We start from the raw sequence: 18,745 nt of genomic DNA, 5'->3' as shown, positions 1-18,745 counted from the left end.
GACGACCGGCATGCGAAGGCCGCCTCCGGGCGGCCTTTGTCGTATGAGAAACCTCGTGGCTCTGGCGCAAGCCCTGGTGGGTCCTCTACACTCATGGCCCGCACCACTGGACGCATGGCCATGCCCCGCAGCGACTTCTATCCGCCCATCGACCCGTTCCAGACCGGCACGCTCGCCGTCGACGGGATCCATACGGTCTATTGGGAGCAGGCGGGCAACCCGCGCGGCGTGCCGGTGATGTTCCTGCATGGCGGGCCGGGGGCCGGCGCCTCGCCGACCCACCGCCGCTTCTTCGATCCCGCCCATTACCGCATCATCGTGATGGACCAGCGCGGGGCCGGGCGCTCCACGCCGCTGGGCGAAACGCGCGAGAACACCACCGAACGGCTGGTCGAGGACATCGAGGCCTTGCGCCGGCACCTCGGCATCGAGCGCTGGCACCTGTTCGGCGGCTCCTGGGGCTCGACGCTGGCGCTGGCCTATGCCCAGACCCATCCGGAACGCTGCCTGGGCCTGATCCTGCGCGGCATCTTCCTGATGCGGAAGAGCGAGATCGACTGGTTCCTCTATTCCATGCGCATCCTGTTCCCGGAAGCCTGGGCCGCCTTCGCCGCCCATATCCCGGAGGACGAGCGCCACGACCTGCTGGAAGCCTATTGGAGGCGGCTCGACTCGCCCGATCCGGCGGTGCGCATGGCCGCCGCGCGGGTGTGGAGCGTCTATGAGGGCAGCTGCTCCTCCCTGCTGCCGTCGCCCGACCTGATCGCCGCCAGCGGCGAGGACCGCCACGCCCTGGGGCTGGCCCGGATCGAGGCGCATTATTTCCGCTCCAACCGCTTCACGCCGGAGGACAGGCTCCTGCGCGACGTCCACCGCATCCGCCATCTGCCGGCGGTGATCGTCCAGGGCCGCTACGACATCGTCTGTCCGGTCATCTCCGCCGACGCGCTGCACCGCGCCTGGCCGGAGGCCGACTACCGCATCGTCCCCGACGCCGGCCATTCCGCCATGGAGCCGGGCATCCGCGCCGCGCTGATCCAGGCGACGGAGCGGTTCAAGGAGTATCGGTGATCCTCCTCACTCCCGCCCCACACTCCGCAGATGCCTGAACTTCCCGAAGTCGAGACGGTGTGCCGGGGCCTCGCCCCGCATCTCGAAGGCCGCCGGCTGGTCCATGTGGAGCAGCGGCGGCCGAACCTGCGCACCCCCTTCCCGCCGCGCTTCTGCGAGCGGCTGACCGGCCGACGCGTCGAGGCGCTGCGGCGGCGGGCCAAATATATCCTGATGGATCTGGATGACGGCGGCGTGCTGATCGTCCATCTCGGCATGTCCGGCCGCATGATCATCGCGCCCGAACGCCCCGCCGCCTTCGACAAGCACGACCATGTGGTGTTCGAGACCGATGCCGGGACCATCGTCACCTTCAACGACGCCCGCCGATTCGGCCTGATGGACCTGACGGTGGCCGACGCGCTGGCCGATCATCCGATGCTGCGCAACCTGGGGCCGGAGCCGCTGGGCAACGCGTTCTCCGGTCCCGAGCTGGCCCGCCGGCTGGCCGGCAAGATGACCCCGATCAAGGCCGCCCTGCTCGACCAGAGCATCGTCGCCGGGCTCGGCAACATCTATGTGTCGGAGGCGCTGTTCCAATCCGGCATCCTGCCCACCCGCGGCGCCGCCAGCCTGACCGGCGAAGAGGTCGACCGGCTCGCCGCCGCCGTGCGCGCGGTGCTGGAGCGGGCGATCGCCGCCGGCGGTTCCTCGCTCCGCGACTACCGGCAGGCGTCGGGCGAGCTGGGCTATTTCCAGCACCAGTTCGCCGTTTATGACCGCGAGGGGGAGGGGTGCCCCGATTGCGACTGCGACCGTGCCCGGACGGGGGGCGTTCAGCGGATCGTACAGTCGGGCCGCTCGACTTTCTTTTGTGCGGCGCGCCAACGGTGATATAGCTGGGGGCATGACGGCTCTACCGGCCATATTCCGGGCGGCGTCCGCCGCTTTCCTCCTTGCCGGCCCCGCGGTCGCGGGCCTGGGGAGCTTCCTTTTTCCCATTCCCCAGGCTCTGGCGGCCCAATCGGCGGGCCGACTGGTTGTCGCCGACTCCGGGCCCTTCGTTCCCGGCACCACCGACGTGCCGGTGATGCCGGGGCTGGCGTCCGCCGAATCGGAACCGCTGGTCTTCGACAAGCCGGGCGGGAGGATCGTCCAGGCCGTGCTGTCGGGCGACGTGCCGCGCCAGGCGGTGCTGGCCTTCTACGACCAGACCCTGCCCCAGTTGGGCTGGCGCCGCACCGCCGACCGCGTCTTCGTCCGCGAGGGCGAGGAGCTGCGGCTGGAATTCCCCCAACCGGCCAAACAGAAGACGGCGACTGCCGTCCGCTTCACTTTGACGCCGCGCTGACGGCGGGGACTCCCGCCATACTCTTGCGGGCTCCCACGGCCGGATCCCCCCAACAACCACGAGCCCCGGAAGCAACCGGGCTCGCCCCATCGGGAGAGTGCTGCAACCATGTCCGCACCCATGTCCTATGAAACCATCCTCGTCGAGACGCGCGGCCCGGTCGGGCTGATCACGCTCAACCGTCCGAAGGCGCTGAACGCGCTGTGCGACCAGCTGGTGACCGAGCTGGGCCAGGCGCTCGACGCCTTCGAGGCCGACGCCGCCATCGGCGCCATCGTCGTCACCGGGTCGGAGCGCGCCTTCGCCGCCGGCGCCGACATCAAGGAGATGGCCGGCTTCTCTTATATGGACGTCTACAATTCCAACTTCATCTCCGCGAAGTGGGAACGGCTGGCCAAGTGCCGCAAGCCGACCATCGCCGCGGTCGCCGGCTTCGCGCTGGGCGGCGGCTGCGAGCTGGCGATGATGGCCGACTTCATCCTGGCCGCCGACACCGCCAAGTTCGGCCAGCCCGAGGTCACCATCGGCACCATTCCCGGCGCCGGCGGCACCCAGCGCCTGACCCGCCTCGTCGGCAAGTCCAAGGCGATGGAGATGGTGCTGACCGGCCGCATGATCGACGCCGCCGAGGCCGAGCGCTGCGGCCTCGTCTCCCGCGTTGTCCCGGCGGCCGAGCTGGTGGAGGAGGCGGTGAAGGTCGCCACCAAGATCGCCTCGCTGTCCCAGCCGATCGTCGCCATGGCCAAGGAGGCGGTCAACGTCGCCTATGAATCGACCCTGGCCGAGGGCATCCGCTTCGAGCGCCGTCTGTTCCATTCGACCTTCGCCACCGAAGACCAGAAGGAAGGCATGGCCGCCTTCTCCGAGAAGCGTCAGCCCGGCTGGAAGAATCGCTGAGTCGCCGCCTGCGCATTGACTCTGCCCTCTGGTCCGTCTCCCGCATCTTGCGGGGGACGGACCAGATCCCATCAAGATATCGTCTCCGCACGATTAGTCGAAATCATCGGGCGACCACGCCTTGACTCAGGGTTCGCTGCCGCGTATAAGGCGCGCTCGCATCACGACAGCCGTGTCGTTCGGAGTAGGGTTTCCATGGCCAATCATAAGTCCGCTGAAAAGCGCATTCGTCAGACCGAGCGTCGCACGGAAGTCAACCGTGCCCGCATCAGCCGCATCCGTTCCTTCGTCAAGAAGGTCGAGGGCGCCATCGAGAGCGGCGACAAGTCCGCCGCCGCCGAGGCCTTCAAGTCCGCTCAGCCGGAACTGATGCGCGGCGTGACCAAGGGCGTGCTGCACAAGAACACCGTGTCGCGCAAGCTGTCGCGTCTGTCGGCTGCGATCAAGGCTCTCTGATAGAGCTTTCATACGCTGCTTTCAAAAAGCCGCGCCCGTGACTCGGGGCGCGGCTTTTTGCGTTTAAAGTAAATGTATGAATGTCCGACAATTGTCTTAGATTGCTCTTAGGTCCGCATATGAGATTCCGGATGAGTCTTGCGGTCAATGCGCATGTTTTTATCTTTTTGGGCCGTTCGCCATCTGTCCCATTGCCAGATTTCCGCGGTCTCGTTAGACTTTTCCTCCATTCGGTCGGGCGAATTGGGTTGATACAACACTCTGTGTCCGTCTGAGCACAGCAGTGAAATACTGAAGGTCTTACGCCGGATCAGGGCTTGTTGAGTCCCGGTCGACCGCACGATCTTCTTTTACTTACAAGCTGTCGCGCTTGGGGCGGGATTTACAGTCCCGTCGACTCTCGTGCGTGCTTTTTGGGTATAGTGTTCCGTTCGGGAGTATCCTTGCCCGGAGACTTCCGGACGGGGGAGACGGGTGGCTGTTCCGGTTCTCGGGGGCTGGCCGGCGGAAGGAGCGGGGGTAGGGGAGCATGTCGGTCGGCGTGTCGTTGGATCAGCAGTGGGCGCGCATTCGCGGACGCCTGAAGGAAGAGGTGGGCGAGATCGCCTTCCGGAGCTGGCTTCAGCCGCTGTCCGTCGCCAGCCTGGTCGGCGGCGAGGTGTGCATCGTCGTGCCCACCCGCTTCATGCGCGACTGGGTGCTGACCCACTATGCCGACCGCATCCGCGCGCTGTGGTCCGGCGAAAATCCGGAAGTCCAGTCGATCGACGTCATCGTCGCCTCCACCAACCCGCCGGCGGCGCTGGTTGCCGACAATGACGACAGCGACGACGACCGCCCGCCGCCGCGGGCCGCCGAGTCGCGTCCGGCCCCCCGTCAGGCCGCGTCCCTCCCTCCGCGCCCGTCCGATGCCGGGCTCTCCGGCGAACCGGCGCCGTCGACCGTCTACACCTCGGCCTCCTATGGCGGGGCGTCGGACGAATCGCCGACCGCGGTTCCGGCGATCCTGGAGGACCGCTCCGACCTGTCGGCCGCCCTCGACCCGCGCTTCACCTTCGAGAATTTCGTCGTCGGCAAGCCGAACGAGCTGGCCCATGCCGCCGCCCGCCGCGTCGCCGACGCCACCGCCGTCACCTTCAACCCGCTGTTCCTCTATGGCGGGGTGGGCTTGGGCAAGACCCACCTGATGCACGCCCTGGCCTGGCAGATCCGCAAGAACGACCCGAACCGCAAGGTGCTGTACCTGTCGGCCGAGAAGTTCATGTACCAGTTCATCCGGGCGCTGCGCTTCAAGGACACGATGGCCTTCAAGCAGCAGTTCCGCTCGGTCGACGTGCTGATGATCGACGATGTGCAGTTCATCAGCGGCAAGGACAGCACCCAGGAGGAGTTCTTCCACACCTTCAACGCGCTGGTCGACCAGAACCGCCAGGTCATCATCTCCGCCGACAAGAGTCCGTCCGACCTGGAGGGGATGGAGGAGCGGCTGCGCTCGCGCCTGGGCTGGGGGCTGGTCGCCGACATCCACCCCACCACCTACGAGCTGCGGCTCGGCATCCTCCAGGCCAAGGCCGACGCGCTCCAGGCGACCATCCCGCTGAAGGTGCTGGAGTTCCTCGCCCACAAGATCACCTCGAACGTGCGCGAGCTGGAAGGGGCGCTGAACCGCATCGTCGCCCATGCCGAGCTGGTCGGCCGGTCGATCTCGCTGGAGACGACGCAGGAGGTCCTGCATGACCTGCTGCGTGCCAACGACCGCCGCGTCACCATCGACGAGATCCAGAAGCGGGTGGCCGAGCATTACAACATCCGCGTCGCCGACATGCATTCCGCCCGCCGCGCCCGCGCCGTGGCCCGTCCGCGCCAGATCGCCATGTATCTGGCCAAGCAGTTGACCGCCCGCTCCCTGCCGGAGATCGGCCGCAAGTTCGGCGGCCGCGACCATACCACGGTCATGCATGCGGTGAAGAAGGTGGAGGAGCTGCGGACGACCGATCCGTCCTTCGCCGAGGATGTCGAGCTGCTGCGGCGCATGCTGGAAAGCTGACCGCCGGGCATCGCCTCCGCAGCATTCCCGGCATCGGTCGGAGGGGCGCCGCGCTGGCGCCCTTTTTCGTGCCGCACTCTTTTCGCGATGTGACGGCTCTATGAAGTTTGGCGGGCTGGCATCCATCGCCATGGACGGAGCACTTTCATCTCAGGCACACTTCGCGCCCTGAGCGTGGCCATCCGGAGGCCGCGCGGAATGCCACCCGTCTAAACGCCATCCAAGAGCCAGGGAGACCGGACGTCATGTCCAAGATCGACACCGCCCAGACCGATCGCGTCCAGACCGAATCGCAGCGCTCCAGCGCCGAGACCCAGCGCGCCGCCAAGAGCTTCAGCCGCCGCCTGCTGCTGCGGAGCGCCGCCGCCGCCGCCGGTGTCGCCTCGGTCGGTCCCTTCGTCCTGCGCGAAGGCCGCGCCGCGTCGGGCACGGTGAAGATCTTCTCCTGGGCCGGCTACATCAGCCCGGACATGCTGGCCGACTTCGAGAAGAAGACCGGCGTCAAGGCGACCCTGACCGAATACGGCACCAACGACGAGTTGCTGAACCAGTTGAAGGCCACCGGCGGCGCCGGCTTCGACATCATCCATCCCACCGTCGACCGCGTGCCGAACTATGTCGAGTTCGAGCTGGTGCAGCCGATCGACGAATCGAAGGTGAAGTGGGACGGCTGCCTGAAGTCGTCGGTCGAGGGCTCGGCCGGGATGGGCGGCGTCGTCGGCGGCAAGCGCTATTTCGCCCCGGCCGACTGGGGGACGGAGGCGCTGGCCTATGACATGAAGAAGGCCCCGCTGGCCTACGGCACCGCCAGCTACGGCGACCTGTGGGCGCCGGCCAACGCCGGCAAGGTGACGCTGCGCGGCCATTCCTCGCTGATCGGCATCGCGCTGTGGCTGGAAAGCCAGGGCAAGCTGCCGCACCCGGTCCGCGACCAGTTCAAGGACGAGGCGAAGGCGCGCGCCAACTTCGACGCCATCCTGAAGGTGGCCGTCGCCAACAAGAAGTCGGTCGCCCAGTTCTGGACCAACGAGAATGAGGCCCAGGGCGCCTTCCGCACCAACGGCTGCGTCATCGGCCAGACCTGGGACTCCACCGCGGTGGCGCTGCGCAAGGAAGGGCTGCCGGTCCGCTTCATCGCGCCGAAGGAGGGGGCTCTGGCTTGGATGGAAGGCTTCGCCATCCCGAAGAAGGCGGAGAATCTGGAAAACGCCTATGCCTGGATCAACTGGTTCTACACGCCGCAGGCCGGCGCGCTCTACACCAACCATTCCGGCATCTCCAGCACGGCGGTCGGCGCCGAGGCGCATCTGAGCGACCTGAACAAGCAGTTCTTCGCCGACGCCTATCCGGGCGACGCGTTGCAGAAGCTGTGGTGGTGGCCGATCCAGGAGGCGTGGTACGTCTCCATCCGCAACGAGTACCAGGACCGTTTCCTGGCGGCGTGACCGGCCTATAGCAGGATCCATGAGCCAAGACGTCCAACTCGACCACGTCACAATGCGGTTCGGCGACAGCGTCGCCGTCCGCGACGTGTCGCTGACCATCAGGGCCGGGGAGTTCTTCAGCTTTCTCGGCCCGTCGGGCTGCGGCAAGACCACCATCCTGCGCATGATCTCCGGCTTCATGGAGCCGACGGAGGGCGCCGTCCGCATCGGCGGCCGCGACATGCGCGGGATCGGACCGAACAAGCGGCCGACCGCGCTGATCTTCCAGAACCTCGCCCTGTTTCCGCTGATGACGGTGGCGGACAATATCGGCTTCGGGCTGGAGGTGCGCGGCGTGGCGGCGGCCGACCGCAAACGCCGCGTGCGCGAGCTGCTGGAACTGGTGGCGCTGCCCGACACGGCGGAGAAGCGGGTGACCGACCTGTCCGGCGGCCAGCGCCAGCGCATCGCCATCGCCCGCGCCCTGGCGGTGGAACCGGCGGTGCTGCTGCTGGACGAACCGCTGTCGGCGCTGGACCTGAAGCTGCGCCAGCACATGCGGGCCGAACTGCGCGAGTTGCAGAAGCGCACCGGCGTTACCTTCATCTACATCACCCATGACCAGGGCGAGGCCCTGACCATGTCCGACCGCATCGGCGTGATGTCGCGCGGCGTGCTGGAGCAGGTGGGCGACGGCAAGACCATCTATGACCAGCCGGAAACCGCCTTCGTCGCCTCCTTCGTCGGGGAGACCAACCGCTTCGCCGGCGCGGTCACCCAGGCGGCGGACGGTTGGGCGCTGCTCGACACCAGCTTCGGGCCTCTGCGCGGGCGCAACCCGCGCGGGCTGGCGGCGGGGGACCGTGCCACCCTCTATGTCCGGCCCGAGCGTCTGGCGCCGGGCGAGGGCGACAACTGCGTGACCGCCCGCGTCAGCCACAGCGACTTCGAGGGCGCCTTCATCAACGCCTTTCTCGATGGCGGGCTGACGGTGCAGATGCCGCATCTCGGCCAGGAGCCGGCCTTCGTCGCCGGCGAAACCGTGCGGCTGGGCTTCCGGGCGGCGGACGCGGTGGTTTTGCCGATGGGGTGAGACATCTTCCTTTCCCACTGATGCGCAAACGAAAACGCCCCGGCCAACCGGCCGGGGCGTTTCGCATTTCAGAAGCCGGAAGCCTCAGTGCGTCTGCTGGATCGCCGAAAGCCGCCACTGGCCGCCGTGCTGGCGGACGAAGGTCCACAGCTCGGTGGCCTCGGTCGGCTGCGAGGCGTTGCCCTCGACCACCCGGCCGCTGGCGCGCTCGACCGTGACGTCGATCAGCGAGAAGCGCATGGCGACGGTGGCGTACTCCTGCGGTCCCTCGCGCCAGCCCTCGGCCAGATCGCCCTGCAACAGCCGGACGTCGCTGACCTTGTTGACCAAGCCGCGGTTGCGGTTCCCGGCCAGATCGTCGGAGAAGTAGGAGAACATCTCCGCCGTCGTCACGCCGCGCAACGCTTCCACATCCTCACGGCCATAGGCGGTCTGGATGGTGGTGAGCAGGCGCTCGAACGACTCGAAGTCGGCCGGCTGGATGCCGATCTCGTCGGCGGCCTGACGGCGCGGGGCCGGGCCGGCGTTGCCGCCGCCCATGCCGTGGTTGCCCATCGGGTTGTAACCGACGTCGGCCGCGTCGCGGTTCAGCGGGCCACCGGCATAGGCCGGCTGGTTCCCACCCAGCGGACCGCTGCCGGACGCCGCGGTGTTCGCCGTCTGCGAGCGGTTGCGGAAGAAGCGCATGGCCAGCCGGACCAGGAAGACGACCAGGATGATCTGAAGGAGGAAGCCCAGGATGCCGGCGAAGCTGCCCAGCCCCTCGAAGAAGCCGCCGCCGAACAGCATCGCGCCGATGCCGGCGCCGATCAGGCCGCCCATCAGGCCCGACATGAAGCCGCCGCCGAAGAAGCCGCGCGAGGGAGCCGCCGCCGGGGCGGTGGTCGTGGTGCCGGGGCGCTGCATGCCGGGCGACGCCGCCGGGGCGGTCGAGCGCTCCATCGGCGATACGGTGTTGGGGGCGGTGCTGGTGGCGGCCGGCGCCTCGGTCGTGCGGCTGCCGCGGCTGCCGGAGGAGCTGCTCTTGCCGGCGCGGGCGTCGGCGGTGCCGGCGGCCAGCGCCATCACCAGCGCCACGGCGACCGCGGTGGCCGCGCGGGCGCCGCGCATCGTGGTGGAGGAGGGGGCGGAAAGGCTCGAAGGTCGGGTCTTCTCGCTCATGATCATGCTCGCTTGTCGCATCTGGTCGGTTGTCCAGCCTTGCCAGATGGGGGTGGTGGCCGCCCGGTTTAAGGGGCGGTCTCACTTTTTTCGAGCAACAATCAGCGCTGCCGTCTATTCGGTCTCACTTTGCATCAGGCCGTCTCCGCGCAGCGCGTCGATCGCCCGGCGGTCGCGCTTGGTCGGACGCCCGGCGCCGGGCGGCTGGACCGGTGAGCGGTAGGGGTCCTGCAAGCGCTCCTCGGGCACCGGCGGGGCGAGATCCTCGTACAGCGCCTGGGCCTCCGGCGCCGGACCGCGCCGGCTGCCGAGCGCCACCACCTTGATGACGCGAATGTGCCGCCCTTGGGCGAAGGTCAGCACGTCGCCCGGCTTCACCGCCGCATGCGCCTTGGTCAACACCGCCCCCGACAGCCGCACGCCCCCGTCGTTGCACAGCTTGGCGGCGAGGCTGCGGGTCTTGAAGAAGCGGGCATACCACAGCCACTTGTCGATCCGCAGCCGGCCGGGGGGGGAGTCTTCGGTGTCGGTGTTGGTCATGGGCGTTTCCGTCGCTTGGTCTCGTTCATGATTTGTGGGAGCCGTCATGCCCCCCCTCACATCCCCGACAGCTGCCGCAGCTTGGCGAACGGGTGGTCCGCGTTCGTCGGCTTCTCGCGCCGCTGCCGGTTCCCCTGCGGACGCTTGCGCTTCCAGGTCACCGCGCCATCCTCGGCCACCATCCGCAGATAGCCGAGCCCGGTCAGCACCACGCCCAGCTCCTCCGCCGACAGGCCGACGCGCTGGCCGAGCGCCACCTCGCGGATCGGCGCGTTCGCCTTGGAGGCGGTCAGCAGCTCCGTCTCCAGCCGGTCGAGCATGTCGACGCGCAGAGCCCGCCCGCCGGCCAGCGGATAGCCGATGGCTTCCCAGAAGGCCGGCGGAATACCACCCTCCTTGACCGGCCCCTCCTTTGCTCGCGGCGCTTCGACCGACACGCGGCCGGGCGGCGGGACCGGCACCGGCAGGGGATGGCCCTTGGACACCGCCCACAGCAGCCCGCGCAGGCTCACCGCCGCCGGCTTGGCCAGCGCCGACAGATAGAGGTGCGACACCCCCAGCCGGACGCCCAGCCCGGTCAGCGCCTTGCGGTCCTCGCGCTCCAGCCGTTCCACCATGTCCGCCACGGGAGCCCGCGGCAGCACCCCCAGCCCTTCCACCAGCTGGAAGACCAGCCCGCGTCCGGCCCCCGACAGCCCGTCGGCCGCCGACAGCGCGAACAGCGGTTTCAGCCGGGCGGCGATGTGGTCCTTCAGCCAGCGCTCCAGCCGTGCCCGCACCCGCTCGCGCTGGGCCTGATCCAGCATGCCCTCGTCGAAGGGCACCACCAGCGGCGTCAGCACCGACGGCCCGGCCGCCAGCCGCGCCACCGGCAAGGAGCCGGCGCTCAGCACCCCGTCCGCCCCCAGCGCGAAAACCTCGTCCGGCTCCGCCTCGAAGGCGCGCAGCCGTTTGGCCAGTTCATCGCGCAGGGCGCGGCGGGCGGCGGTCAGCAGCGATTTCGCCTCGTCGGAGCGGTCGGGCGCGTCGGGGATGAAGCGGAATCCCTCCAGCCGCCCGACCACATGCCCTTCCACCACGACCTCGCCGTCGGCGCGCACGCCGCCCAGCAGCGACCGTCCGTCCTTCAGCGTGCGGGCCAGGGTGGCGGAGCGGCGGTCGATGAAGCGCTGGGTCAGCCGCTCGTGCAGGGCGTCGGACAGCCGGTCCTCGATGGTCCGGGTGCGCTCCTGCCAATGCAGCGGGTCCTTCAGCCAGCTCGGCCGGTTGGAGATGTAGGTCCAGGTGCGGATATGGGCGATGCGGGCGACCAGCGCGTCGATGTCGCCCTCCGTCCGGTCGAGCCGGGCGATCTGCTTGGCGACCCAGTCGTCGTCCAGCCGGCGCAGCGGTGCGCGCAGGCTGCGGAAGATCTGGCCGAGCAGCTTGGTATGGGCGTCCGACAGCACCTTGCGGAAGTCGGGGACCTGGCAGACCTCCCACAGCAGCCGGACGGCGTCGCGGCCGCGGGCGAGGTCCATGATCTCCGGATCGCGCACCAGGGACTGAAGGGCCAGATGGTCGTCGGCCTCGCGCACGCGGGACAGTTCCGGGATCGGCGCACGTTCCTCCAGCGACTTCAGCAGGAAGCCCGGCGTGTCGAACCGCAGGTCGCTGTTGCGCCAGGACAGCGCCTTGACCGTCTCGAACTCGTGGTTCTCGACGCGGCTGACCAGATCGGCGTCCAGTTCCCCGACCTCGTCAGTGGTGCCGAAGGTGCCGTCGCGCATGTGGCGGCCGGCGCGGCCGGCGATCTGCGCCACCTCTGCGGGCCTGAGCCGGCGCGGGGCGAAGCCGTCGAACTTGACGATGCGGGCGAAGGCGACATGGTCGACATCCATGTTCAGCCCCATGCCGATGGCGTCGGTCGCCACCAGATAATCGACCTCGCCCGCCTGGTAGAGCCCGACCTGGGCGTTGCGCGTGCGCGGGCTGAGCGCCCCCAGCACCACGGCGGTGCCGCCGCGCTGGCGGCGGATCAGCTCGGCGATGGCATAGACGTCGGTGGCGGAAAAGGCGACGACGGCCGAGCGCGGCGGCAGCCGCGTCAGCTTTCTGTGGCCGGCGTAGGTCAGTTGGGAGAAGCGCGGCCGGCTGACGAATTCCGCCTTCGGCACCAGCCGGCGGATCATCGGCTGCATCGAATCGGACCCCAGCACCATCGTCTCGACCATGCCGCGGGCGTTCAGCAGCCGGTCGGTGAAGATATGGCCGCGCTCGGGATCGGCGCAGAGCTGGATCTCGTCCACCGCCAGGAAATCGACCGGGCGGTCCAGCGGCATCGATTCGACGGTGCAGACCCAGTAGGAGGGGTTGGGGGGCAGGATCTTCTCCTCCCCCGTCACCAGGGCGACCGCGTTCCTGCCCTTGATCCTGACGATGCGGTCGTAATTCTCCCGCGCCAGCAGGCGCAGGGGGAAGCCGATCATGCCGGACCGGTGGCCGAGCATGCGCTCGATCGCCAGATAGGTCTTGCCGGTGTTGGTCGGCCCGAGCACGGCGACCACACGGCCCCCCCGCCCGAGACCGCCGCCCGCCGAAGCGTGAGAGGACGTCATGGGGGTAAGCTTTGGGGTGCGGGAGCCCGCAATGCAAGCGGCGGCTTGGCCCTGTGAGGCGAATGTGCCCGGCTGCGCGGTCGGGAAGGGCTGGTCAGGGCCTTCGGGTCAGGGCCATCGGGTCACGATTGGCGGGTCACGATTGGCGGGACGGTGCGCGGCGTCGGCGGATCGAGCGGAGGCCGCTGCGGGCGATGCCGAAAATCATCATGTAATCCCGCCGGATGATCGACAGGCTGAAGATCAGCGGGGAGAGATCGAGCGCGCTCATGGGAAGACATCCCGATTGTCGAGACGATGAGGGTGACGGCGAGGGAGACGACAAGGGCCGCCGAATGGGGATTCGGCGGCCCTTGGTCCCTCGGCGGCCTTGGGGGGGCTTGGGAGGTGCCGCCGGGAACCTGTCTGTTACTCTGATACGTCAGCCCTTGGGCGGTTCCTGCGGACCTTTTCCGGGGCCCATGCCGGGCCCCATGCCGGGCCCCATGCCGGGATGACCGGGGCCGTCATGGTGCGGACCCCTATGGTCGCCCATTCCACCCGGACCCTGGTTCAGCATATGGTCGGCCTGCCTCTGCTGCTCGGGCGTCAGCTGGGCGTACAGCTCGGTCAGGGCCGGGCGGACGGTCTGGAGCTGTTGCAGGTGGGCCTGCATCATCTGCTCGGCGCGCTCCAGGCGCTGCGGCAGGGCCGGCGGCGGCGGAACATCCTTGAACGTCACGCACAGGTCCTGCGTCGGCTTCAGGCTGGCGCGGGCGGCGTCGGCGAACTTGGTCCAGGCGGCGCGCTGCTGGTCGGTGATCTTCAGCTTCTTCTCGGCATAGGCCAGCCTGCCGGCCAGACGGGCCTCCTGGTCCTCGCACATGCGGGCGAAGTGGCGGTCGGGTCCGCCGGGCGGCGGGCCACCGGCCGGACCACCAGCCGGACCACCCTGGGCGAAGACCGGAACGGCCACGCCGAGACCGGCGACCAGCAGGGCGGACGTCAGAAGGGCGCGTTTCATGGTGTCGACTCCTCGGTGTTTGCTGCTCTCTAAACCCCGGATGGAGGGGGCTTATTCCGTTGGGACGGTGCCGGCCGGATCGCCACCGCCGTCCCGATGACCAGACGATGGGCGCCGAACGTTGCGGTCGGATGTCCGCGAACCGGTCATTTGGTAACAGAGTGTAACCGCCGGGCCCGCCGTAACCCGGCGTTACACATTTCCCCTTCACCCCCGGCGCGCCTCGCCCGATCATGGCGCCATGGACCGCACGCCCCACCTCCTCGTCGTCGACGACGACCGCGAAATCCGCTCCCTCGTCGCCCAGTTCCTGACCAAGCACGGTTACCGGGTCACCGGCGTGCGGGACGGGGCGGAGATGATGCGCACGCTCGACGGCGCCCGCGTCGACCTGATCGTGCTCGACCTGATGCTGCCGGGGGAGGACGGGCTGTCGCTCTGCCGCCGGCTGCGCGCCACGCTGCAGACCGCGCAGACCCCGGTCATCATGCTGACCGCCATGGGGGAGGAGACCGACCGCATCGTCGGGCTGGAGATGGGCGCCGACGATTATCTGGCGAAGCCCTTCAGCCCGCGCGAGCTGCTGGCCCGCATCAAGGCGGTGCTGCGACGCGTCGCCGCCCCGCTGGTGGCGGGGGGCCCGACGGCGGCCGGCACGGTGCTGCGCTTCGAAGGCTGGTCGCTCGACCTCACCAAGCGGGAGCTGCGCTCGCCCGACGGCGTGCTGGTCCAGCTGTCGGCGGGGGAGTACGACCTGCTGGTCGCCTTCGCCGAGCATCCGCAGCGCGTGCTGACCCGCGACCAGCTGCTCGATCTGGCGCGCGGCCGTTCGGCGGTGCCCTTCGACCGCTCCATCGACGTGCAGGTCAGCCGGCTGCGCCGCAAGATCGAACCCGATCCGGCCGACCCGACGCTGATCAAGACGGTGCGCGGCGGCGGCTATCTCTTCACCCCGTCGGTCGCCGGCCCCTCCTCCCTGTCCGGCGGCGGGCTGGCGCCATGACCTCCCAACCTGAAGCCTCCCAACCGGAAACGCTCCGATCCAGGCGCGCCCGCCGCCGCCTGTTCCGCCGGCCGCGCCTGCGCGTGCCCGACAGCCTCGCCTCGCGCATCGCCCTGACGGTGGTGCTGGCGCTGCTGCTGACCCAGGCGGTCAGCGCGCTGGTCTATCTGACCGACCGCAGCGAGGGGCCGCCGATCCATGGCCCCAACGTTCTGATCCAGCGCGTCACCGCCATCGTCCAGCTGGTGGAAAGCACGCCGGCGTCCGACCGCGAGCGGGTGGTGCGCGCCATCGACGATCCGGTGCTGCGCGTCGAATGGCATCCCGACCGCCCGCCGCCGCTGGGCCCCGCCTTTTCCGCCGGCCGGTTCGAGGGGTTGAAGCGGCGGCTGCGCGACCAGTTGAACACCGCCGACCGCAACATCCTGGTGGAGGTGCAGCTTCCCCCCGATGGCGGGATCGACGACCGGCCGCCGCCGCCCTTCCTGGGTGGCGACGAGCCGCGGCGCTGGGGACCGCATGTCCGGCTGTCGGTGCGGCTTGGCGACGGCTCCTGGCTCAGCTTCACCGGCGGCGATCCGCTGCCCGGCCCGTTCCGCATCGTCCGCTTCCTGCTGTGGATGGGGGCGATCGTCGCGGTGATCCTGCTGGTGTCGCTGCTGGCCGCCCGCCGCGCCGCCGGTCCGCTGGCCAGCTTCGCCGCCGCCGCCGAACGGCTCAGCGTCGCCGGGCAGGCCGATCCGCTGGCGGAGGAGGGCCCGCGCGAGCTGCGCGCCGCCATCCACGCCTTCAACCGGATGCAGGCGCGGCTCGCCCGCTTCGTCGCCGACCGCACCCAGATGCTGGCGGCGATCAGCCACGACCTGCGCACGCCGATCACCCGGCTGCGGCTGCGCGCCGAGCTGGTCGAGGATCCGGAGATGCAGCGGCGGATGCTGGCCGACCTGGACGAGATGGAGGCGATGATCTCCGCCACGCTGGCCTTCGCCCGCGACGACGCCCAGCGCGAGCCGCGCGGCCGCTTCGACCTTGCCGACCTGTTGCAGAGCCTGTGCGACGACCGCGTCGATGCCGGGCACCACGCCCTCTACGCCGGTCCCCCCCACGCGGTGGCGGAAGGCCGGCCGGTGGCGCTGCGCCGGGCGCTGGCCAACCTGATGGACAACGCCATCAAATATGGCGGCGGCTTCACCGTCCGGCTGGATCGCGAGGCCGACGCCATCGGCCAGAACCGTCACGCCCTGATCCACATCGACGATGACGGCCCCGGCATTCCCGAGGCGGAGTTCGAGAAGGTCTTCGCCCCCTTCTACCGGCTGGAGCGCTCGCGTTCCCGCGACACCGGCGGCGTCGGGCTGGGGCTGTCCACCGCCCGCAGCATCATCCGCGGCCATGGCGGCGACGTGACCCTGGCGAACCGCGCCGGCGGCGGGCTGCGCGCCACGGTGACGCTGCCTCTTTAGCCCCCTTCTCCCGCGTCCGATCCCCTTTCCCCGGGTGGAGGGAGACCCCCGCGATTTCGGATAGAGTCATCCTTTCGCCACGGTCGGAAGCCAAATAATCGCCGACCCGCCGCCGGCCTTCCGGCCGGGCGGCCGTGAGCGTATGAGGATCGAAGCGGGAACGTTTCCCGCACTTCCCACACCGACCTGACAGGGCCAGCGAGCGCGCCGTGACCGCCGACCGACCGGACCGCCAGAGGGACCAACGAGCGGGCCAGCTCTATGCCGGCCCCCGCCCTGTCCGCACCCGTAACGACCCGTCGCCGCTCGACCGGCTGACGGCGGGCGGGGCTGTGCGCGCGCTCGCCGCCAAGCTGTTCGGGACGGACGGGTCGCCGCGTCGTTCACCGTCATTGGCGGCACCGTCGGCAGCGCCTCCGCCGACGCCCTATGGGCAATCCCGACGGCCGCGCCGCCCTGGGTTGCCGTCCTTCTCGCTGCCTTCCCTGCCACGGATCGCCTTGCCGAAGCCGACCCTATCCAAGCCGACCCTGTCCAAGCAGCCCGCCCGCCGCTCCGGCGGCCAGCCGCCGCAGCCTCCCGCGCCACCCGCCGGCCGTCCCGGCCGGGCGCCGCAGCCGCCCAGGAAGTCCGGTGGTGGTGGCTGGCTGAAGCGGCTGGTGCAGTGGGGCCTCGTCGCCGCCATCTGGTGCGGCCTCGCTCTGGGGGCGGTTCTGGCCTGGTTCGCGCTCGACCTGCCGGACATTTCCAAGGTGGCGCAGTTCGAACGCCGCGCCTCCATCACCGTGCTCGCCGCCGACGGCAGCGAATTCGCCCGCTTCGGCGACCTGCACGGCACGACGGTGAGCGTGCGCGACCTGCCGCCGCATCTGGTGGGGGCGGTGCTGGCGATCGAGGACCGCCGTTTCTACAGCCATTTCGGCATCGACCCGCTGGGGCTCGCGCGCGCGATCTATGTCAACTGGCGTTCGGGCCGGGCGGTGCAGGGCGGCTCGACCATCACCCAGCAGCTTGCCAAGAACCTGTTCCTGACGCCCGAGAAGTCGCTGAAGCGCAAGATCCAGGAGGCGATGCTGGCGCTGTGGCTGGAGCGCCGCTTCACCAAGGACCAGATCCTCACCGCCTATCTCAACCGCGTCTATCTCGGCGCCGGCACCTTCGGGGTGGATGCCGCCGCCCGCACCTATTTCGGCAAGCCGGCGACCGAGGTCGATGTCCGCGAATCGGCGGTGCTGGCCGGTTTGCTGAAGGCGCCGTCGCGCTACGCCCCCAGCTCCAACCCCGATGAATCGGCGGAGCGGGCGCGGGTGGTGATGGCGGCGATGCTCGATGCCGGCTATCTCACCCAGGCGCAATACGATGCCGCCCGCAGCGCCAAGCCGTCGCCCAAGCGCAAGCCCGGCGGCGACGGCCGCTATTTCGCCGACTGGGTGACCGAACTGGTGCCGGGCTTCGCCGGTCCCGACCATGGCGACGTCGTCGTCCGCACCACGCTGGACCTGAAGATGCAGCGCGCCGCCGAACAGCGGCTGGAGGCGCTGCTCGCCGGTCCCGGCGCCGCCGCCAACGTCCGCCAGGGCGCGCTCGTCGCCATGAGCCCGGACGGCGCCGTGCGGGCGCTCGTCGGCGGCCGCGATTACGACAGCAGCGAGTTCAACCGCGCCACCCAGGCGCTGCGCCAGCCGGGATCGGCCTTCAAGCCCTTCGTCTATCTGGCGGCGCTGGAGGCCGGCTGGTCCCCCGACAGCCAGATCGAGGACGCCCCGGTCCAGCTCGGCACCTGGTCGCCCGGCAATTACGACGGCAAATATCGCGGCACCATCACGCTGGCCGCCGCACTCGCCCATTCCTCCAACACGGCGACGGCGCGGCTGATCGACCGGGTCGGCACCGACCGGGTGCGGCGGATCGCCTCCAATCTCGGCATCTCCTCGCCGCTCACCCGCGACCTGTCGCTGGGCCTCGGCACCAGCGAGGTGACGCCGCTGGAGCTGGTGCGCGCCTATGCCGGCATCGCCAACCGCGGCGTTCCCGTCTGGGCCTATGCCATCACCGAGATCACCGGCCGCGACGGCACCGTGATCTACCGGCGCCAGGGCGGCGGCGGCCGGGCGGTGGTCGATCCCGCCCATGTGGTGCAGCTCGCCCAGATGATGACCGGCGTGCTCGACTACGGCACCGGCCGCAGCGCCCGGCTGAACCGCCCGGCGGCGGCCAAGTCCGGCACCACCCAGGACTATCACGACGCCTGGTTCGTCGGCTTCACCGCCGATCTGGTCGCCGGCGTCTGGCTCGGCAACGACAACAACGAGGCGATGAGGAAGGTTACCGGCGGCACCCTGCCGGCCAAGCTGTGGCGCGAGTTCATGCTGGACGCCCATGCCGGAAAGCCGGCCCGCCCGCTCCCCGGCCTGGACGGCGCCCCGGCCTGGACCCCGCCGCCGGGAGCCGCGCCGCCGGGAGCCGCGCCATTGGGCGGCGTGGCACTGGGCGGCGTGCCGATGGCGTCGGCCGACGCGCGGCCGGGAGGGAACGCGGGCGGAAGCTCGGGCGGCGGCATCGGCTCGCTGATCGAAAAGATCGCCGGCGGGTCCGGCGGCGCGTCGCGGGTGCAATACGACTACAGCCATACCGGCGCGCGGTGAGGGGGCACGGCCCCA

General features: G+C 69.7%; 16 protein-coding genes. 11 read left to right on the top strand and 5 right to left on the bottom strand.

Translation table 11 applies throughout. From position 1 onward, the window contains the following. The first annotated feature begins 120 nt into the window (after window positions 1–120). The 8 genes from pip to AZL_RS14235 all read left to right on the top strand — a co-directional run bounded on the left by pip (window position 121) and on the right by AZL_RS14235 (window position 8,318). On the top strand, window positions 121–1,071 hold the full coding sequence (pip, locus tag AZL_RS14270; RefSeq protein ID WP_042443882.1) for a prolyl aminopeptidase: 951 nt from the start codon (window positions 121–123) through the stop codon (window positions 1,069–1,071). 30 nt (window positions 1,072–1,101) lie between these two features. Beyond that, the gene (gene mutM, locus AZL_RS14265; protein ID WP_012975230.1) at window positions 1,102–1,944 is read left to right on the top strand and encodes a bifunctional DNA-formamidopyrimidine glycosylase/DNA-(apurinic or apyrimidinic site) lyase; all 843 of its coding nucleotides are present in this window, start codon (window positions 1,102–1,104) and stop codon (window positions 1,942–1,944) included. A gap of 13 nt (window positions 1,945–1,957) precedes the next feature. Further along, window positions 1,958–2,401, top strand: a complete 444-nt coding sequence (locus tag AZL_RS14260) for a hypothetical protein (RefSeq protein WP_012975229.1) — start codon at window positions 1,958–1,960, stop codon at window positions 2,399–2,401. A gap of 120 nt (window positions 2,402–2,521) precedes the next feature. After that, the gene (locus AZL_RS14255; RefSeq protein ID WP_012975228.1) at window positions 2,522–3,298 is read left to right on the top strand and encodes an enoyl-CoA hydratase; all 777 of its coding nucleotides are present in this window, start codon (window positions 2,522–2,524) and stop codon (window positions 3,296–3,298) included. Window positions 3,299–3,493: 195 nt separating this feature from the next. Beyond that, entirely contained in the window at window positions 3,494–3,754 is a 261-nt protein-coding gene (rpsT, locus tag AZL_RS14250) for a 30S ribosomal protein S20 (protein WP_012975227.1), read from the top strand. Window positions 3,755–4,283: 529 nt separating this feature from the next. After that, window positions 4,284–5,801, top strand: a complete 1,518-nt coding sequence (gene dnaA / locus AZL_RS14245; protein ID WP_012975226.1) for a chromosomal replication initiator protein DnaA — start codon at window positions 4,284–4,286, stop codon at window positions 5,799–5,801. Between the two features lie 245 nt (window positions 5,802–6,046). Next, on the top strand, window positions 6,047–7,246 hold the full coding sequence (locus tag AZL_RS14240; RefSeq protein WP_012975225.1) for an extracellular solute-binding protein: 1,200 nt from the start codon (window positions 6,047–6,049) through the stop codon (window positions 7,244–7,246). A gap of 19 nt (window positions 7,247–7,265) precedes the next feature. Further along, the gene (locus AZL_RS14235) at window positions 7,266–8,318 is read left to right on the top strand and encodes an ABC transporter ATP-binding protein (RefSeq protein WP_012975224.1); all 1,053 of its coding nucleotides are present in this window, start codon (window positions 7,266–7,268) and stop codon (window positions 8,316–8,318) included. 84 nt (window positions 8,319–8,402) lie between these two features. Here the strand turns inward: AZL_RS14235 and AZL_RS14230 are convergent, their stop codons facing one another. The 5 genes from AZL_RS14230 to AZL_RS14215 all read right to left on the bottom strand — a co-directional run bounded on the left by AZL_RS14230 (window position 8,403) and on the right by AZL_RS14215 (window position 13,619). After that, window positions 8,403–9,479, bottom strand: a complete 1,077-nt coding sequence (locus AZL_RS14230) for a Tim44 domain-containing protein (protein ID WP_042443875.1) — start codon at window positions 9,477–9,479, stop codon at window positions 8,403–8,405. Between the two features lie 114 nt (window positions 9,480–9,593). Further along, window positions 9,594–10,019 carry an RNA-binding S4 domain-containing protein gene (locus AZL_RS14225; RefSeq protein ID WP_012975222.1) on the bottom strand — a complete coding sequence of 142 codons (426 nt, stop codon included), beginning with the start codon at window positions 10,017–10,019 and terminating at the stop codon, window positions 9,594–9,596. Between the two features lie 56 nt (window positions 10,020–10,075). After that, complete coding sequence (locus AZL_RS14220; RefSeq protein WP_012975221.1) at window positions 10,076–12,616, bottom strand: helicase-related protein; 2,541 nt, start codon at window positions 12,614–12,616, stop codon at window positions 10,076–10,078. Between the two features lie 136 nt (window positions 12,617–12,752). Then, on the bottom strand, window positions 12,753–12,887 hold the full coding sequence (locus tag AZL_RS37415; protein WP_256373224.1) for a hypothetical protein: 135 nt from the start codon (window positions 12,885–12,887) through the stop codon (window positions 12,753–12,755). A 150-nt stretch (window positions 12,888–13,037) separates the two neighbouring features. After that, entirely contained in the window at window positions 13,038–13,619 is a 582-nt protein-coding gene (locus AZL_RS14215; RefSeq protein WP_012975220.1) for a Spy/CpxP family protein refolding chaperone, read from the bottom strand. Between the two features lie 241 nt (window positions 13,620–13,860). Between AZL_RS14215 and AZL_RS14210 the strand changes: the two genes are divergently transcribed. The 3 genes from AZL_RS14210 (at window position 13,861) to AZL_RS14200 (ending at window position 18,730) form a co-directional block, all read left to right on the top strand. Next, the gene (locus tag AZL_RS14210) at window positions 13,861–14,622 is read left to right on the top strand and encodes a response regulator (protein ID WP_012975219.1); all 762 of its coding nucleotides are present in this window, start codon (window positions 13,861–13,863) and stop codon (window positions 14,620–14,622) included. Next, window positions 14,619–16,085: an ATP-binding protein gene (locus tag AZL_RS14205; RefSeq protein WP_086935368.1), complete on the top strand. Its 1,467-nt coding sequence runs from the start codon at window positions 14,619–14,621 to the stop codon at window positions 16,083–16,085. The genes AZL_RS14210 and AZL_RS14205 overlap by 4 nt, the downstream gene beginning before the upstream one ends. Window positions 16,086–16,294: 209 nt before the next feature. Then, entirely contained in the window at window positions 16,295–18,730 is a 2,436-nt protein-coding gene (locus AZL_RS14200) for a transglycosylase domain-containing protein (protein WP_012975217.1), read from the top strand. Window positions 18,731–18,745: the final 15 nt, after the last annotated feature.

The sequence above is a fragment of the Azospirillum sp. B510 genome, assembly GCF_000010725.1.
Classification (GTDB): Bacteria; Pseudomonadota; Alphaproteobacteria; order Azospirillales; family Azospirillaceae; genus Azospirillum; species Azospirillum lipoferum_B.
Note: the sequence above shows the minus strand (reverse complement) of the source record. Positions and strands in the feature narration are given on the sequence as shown.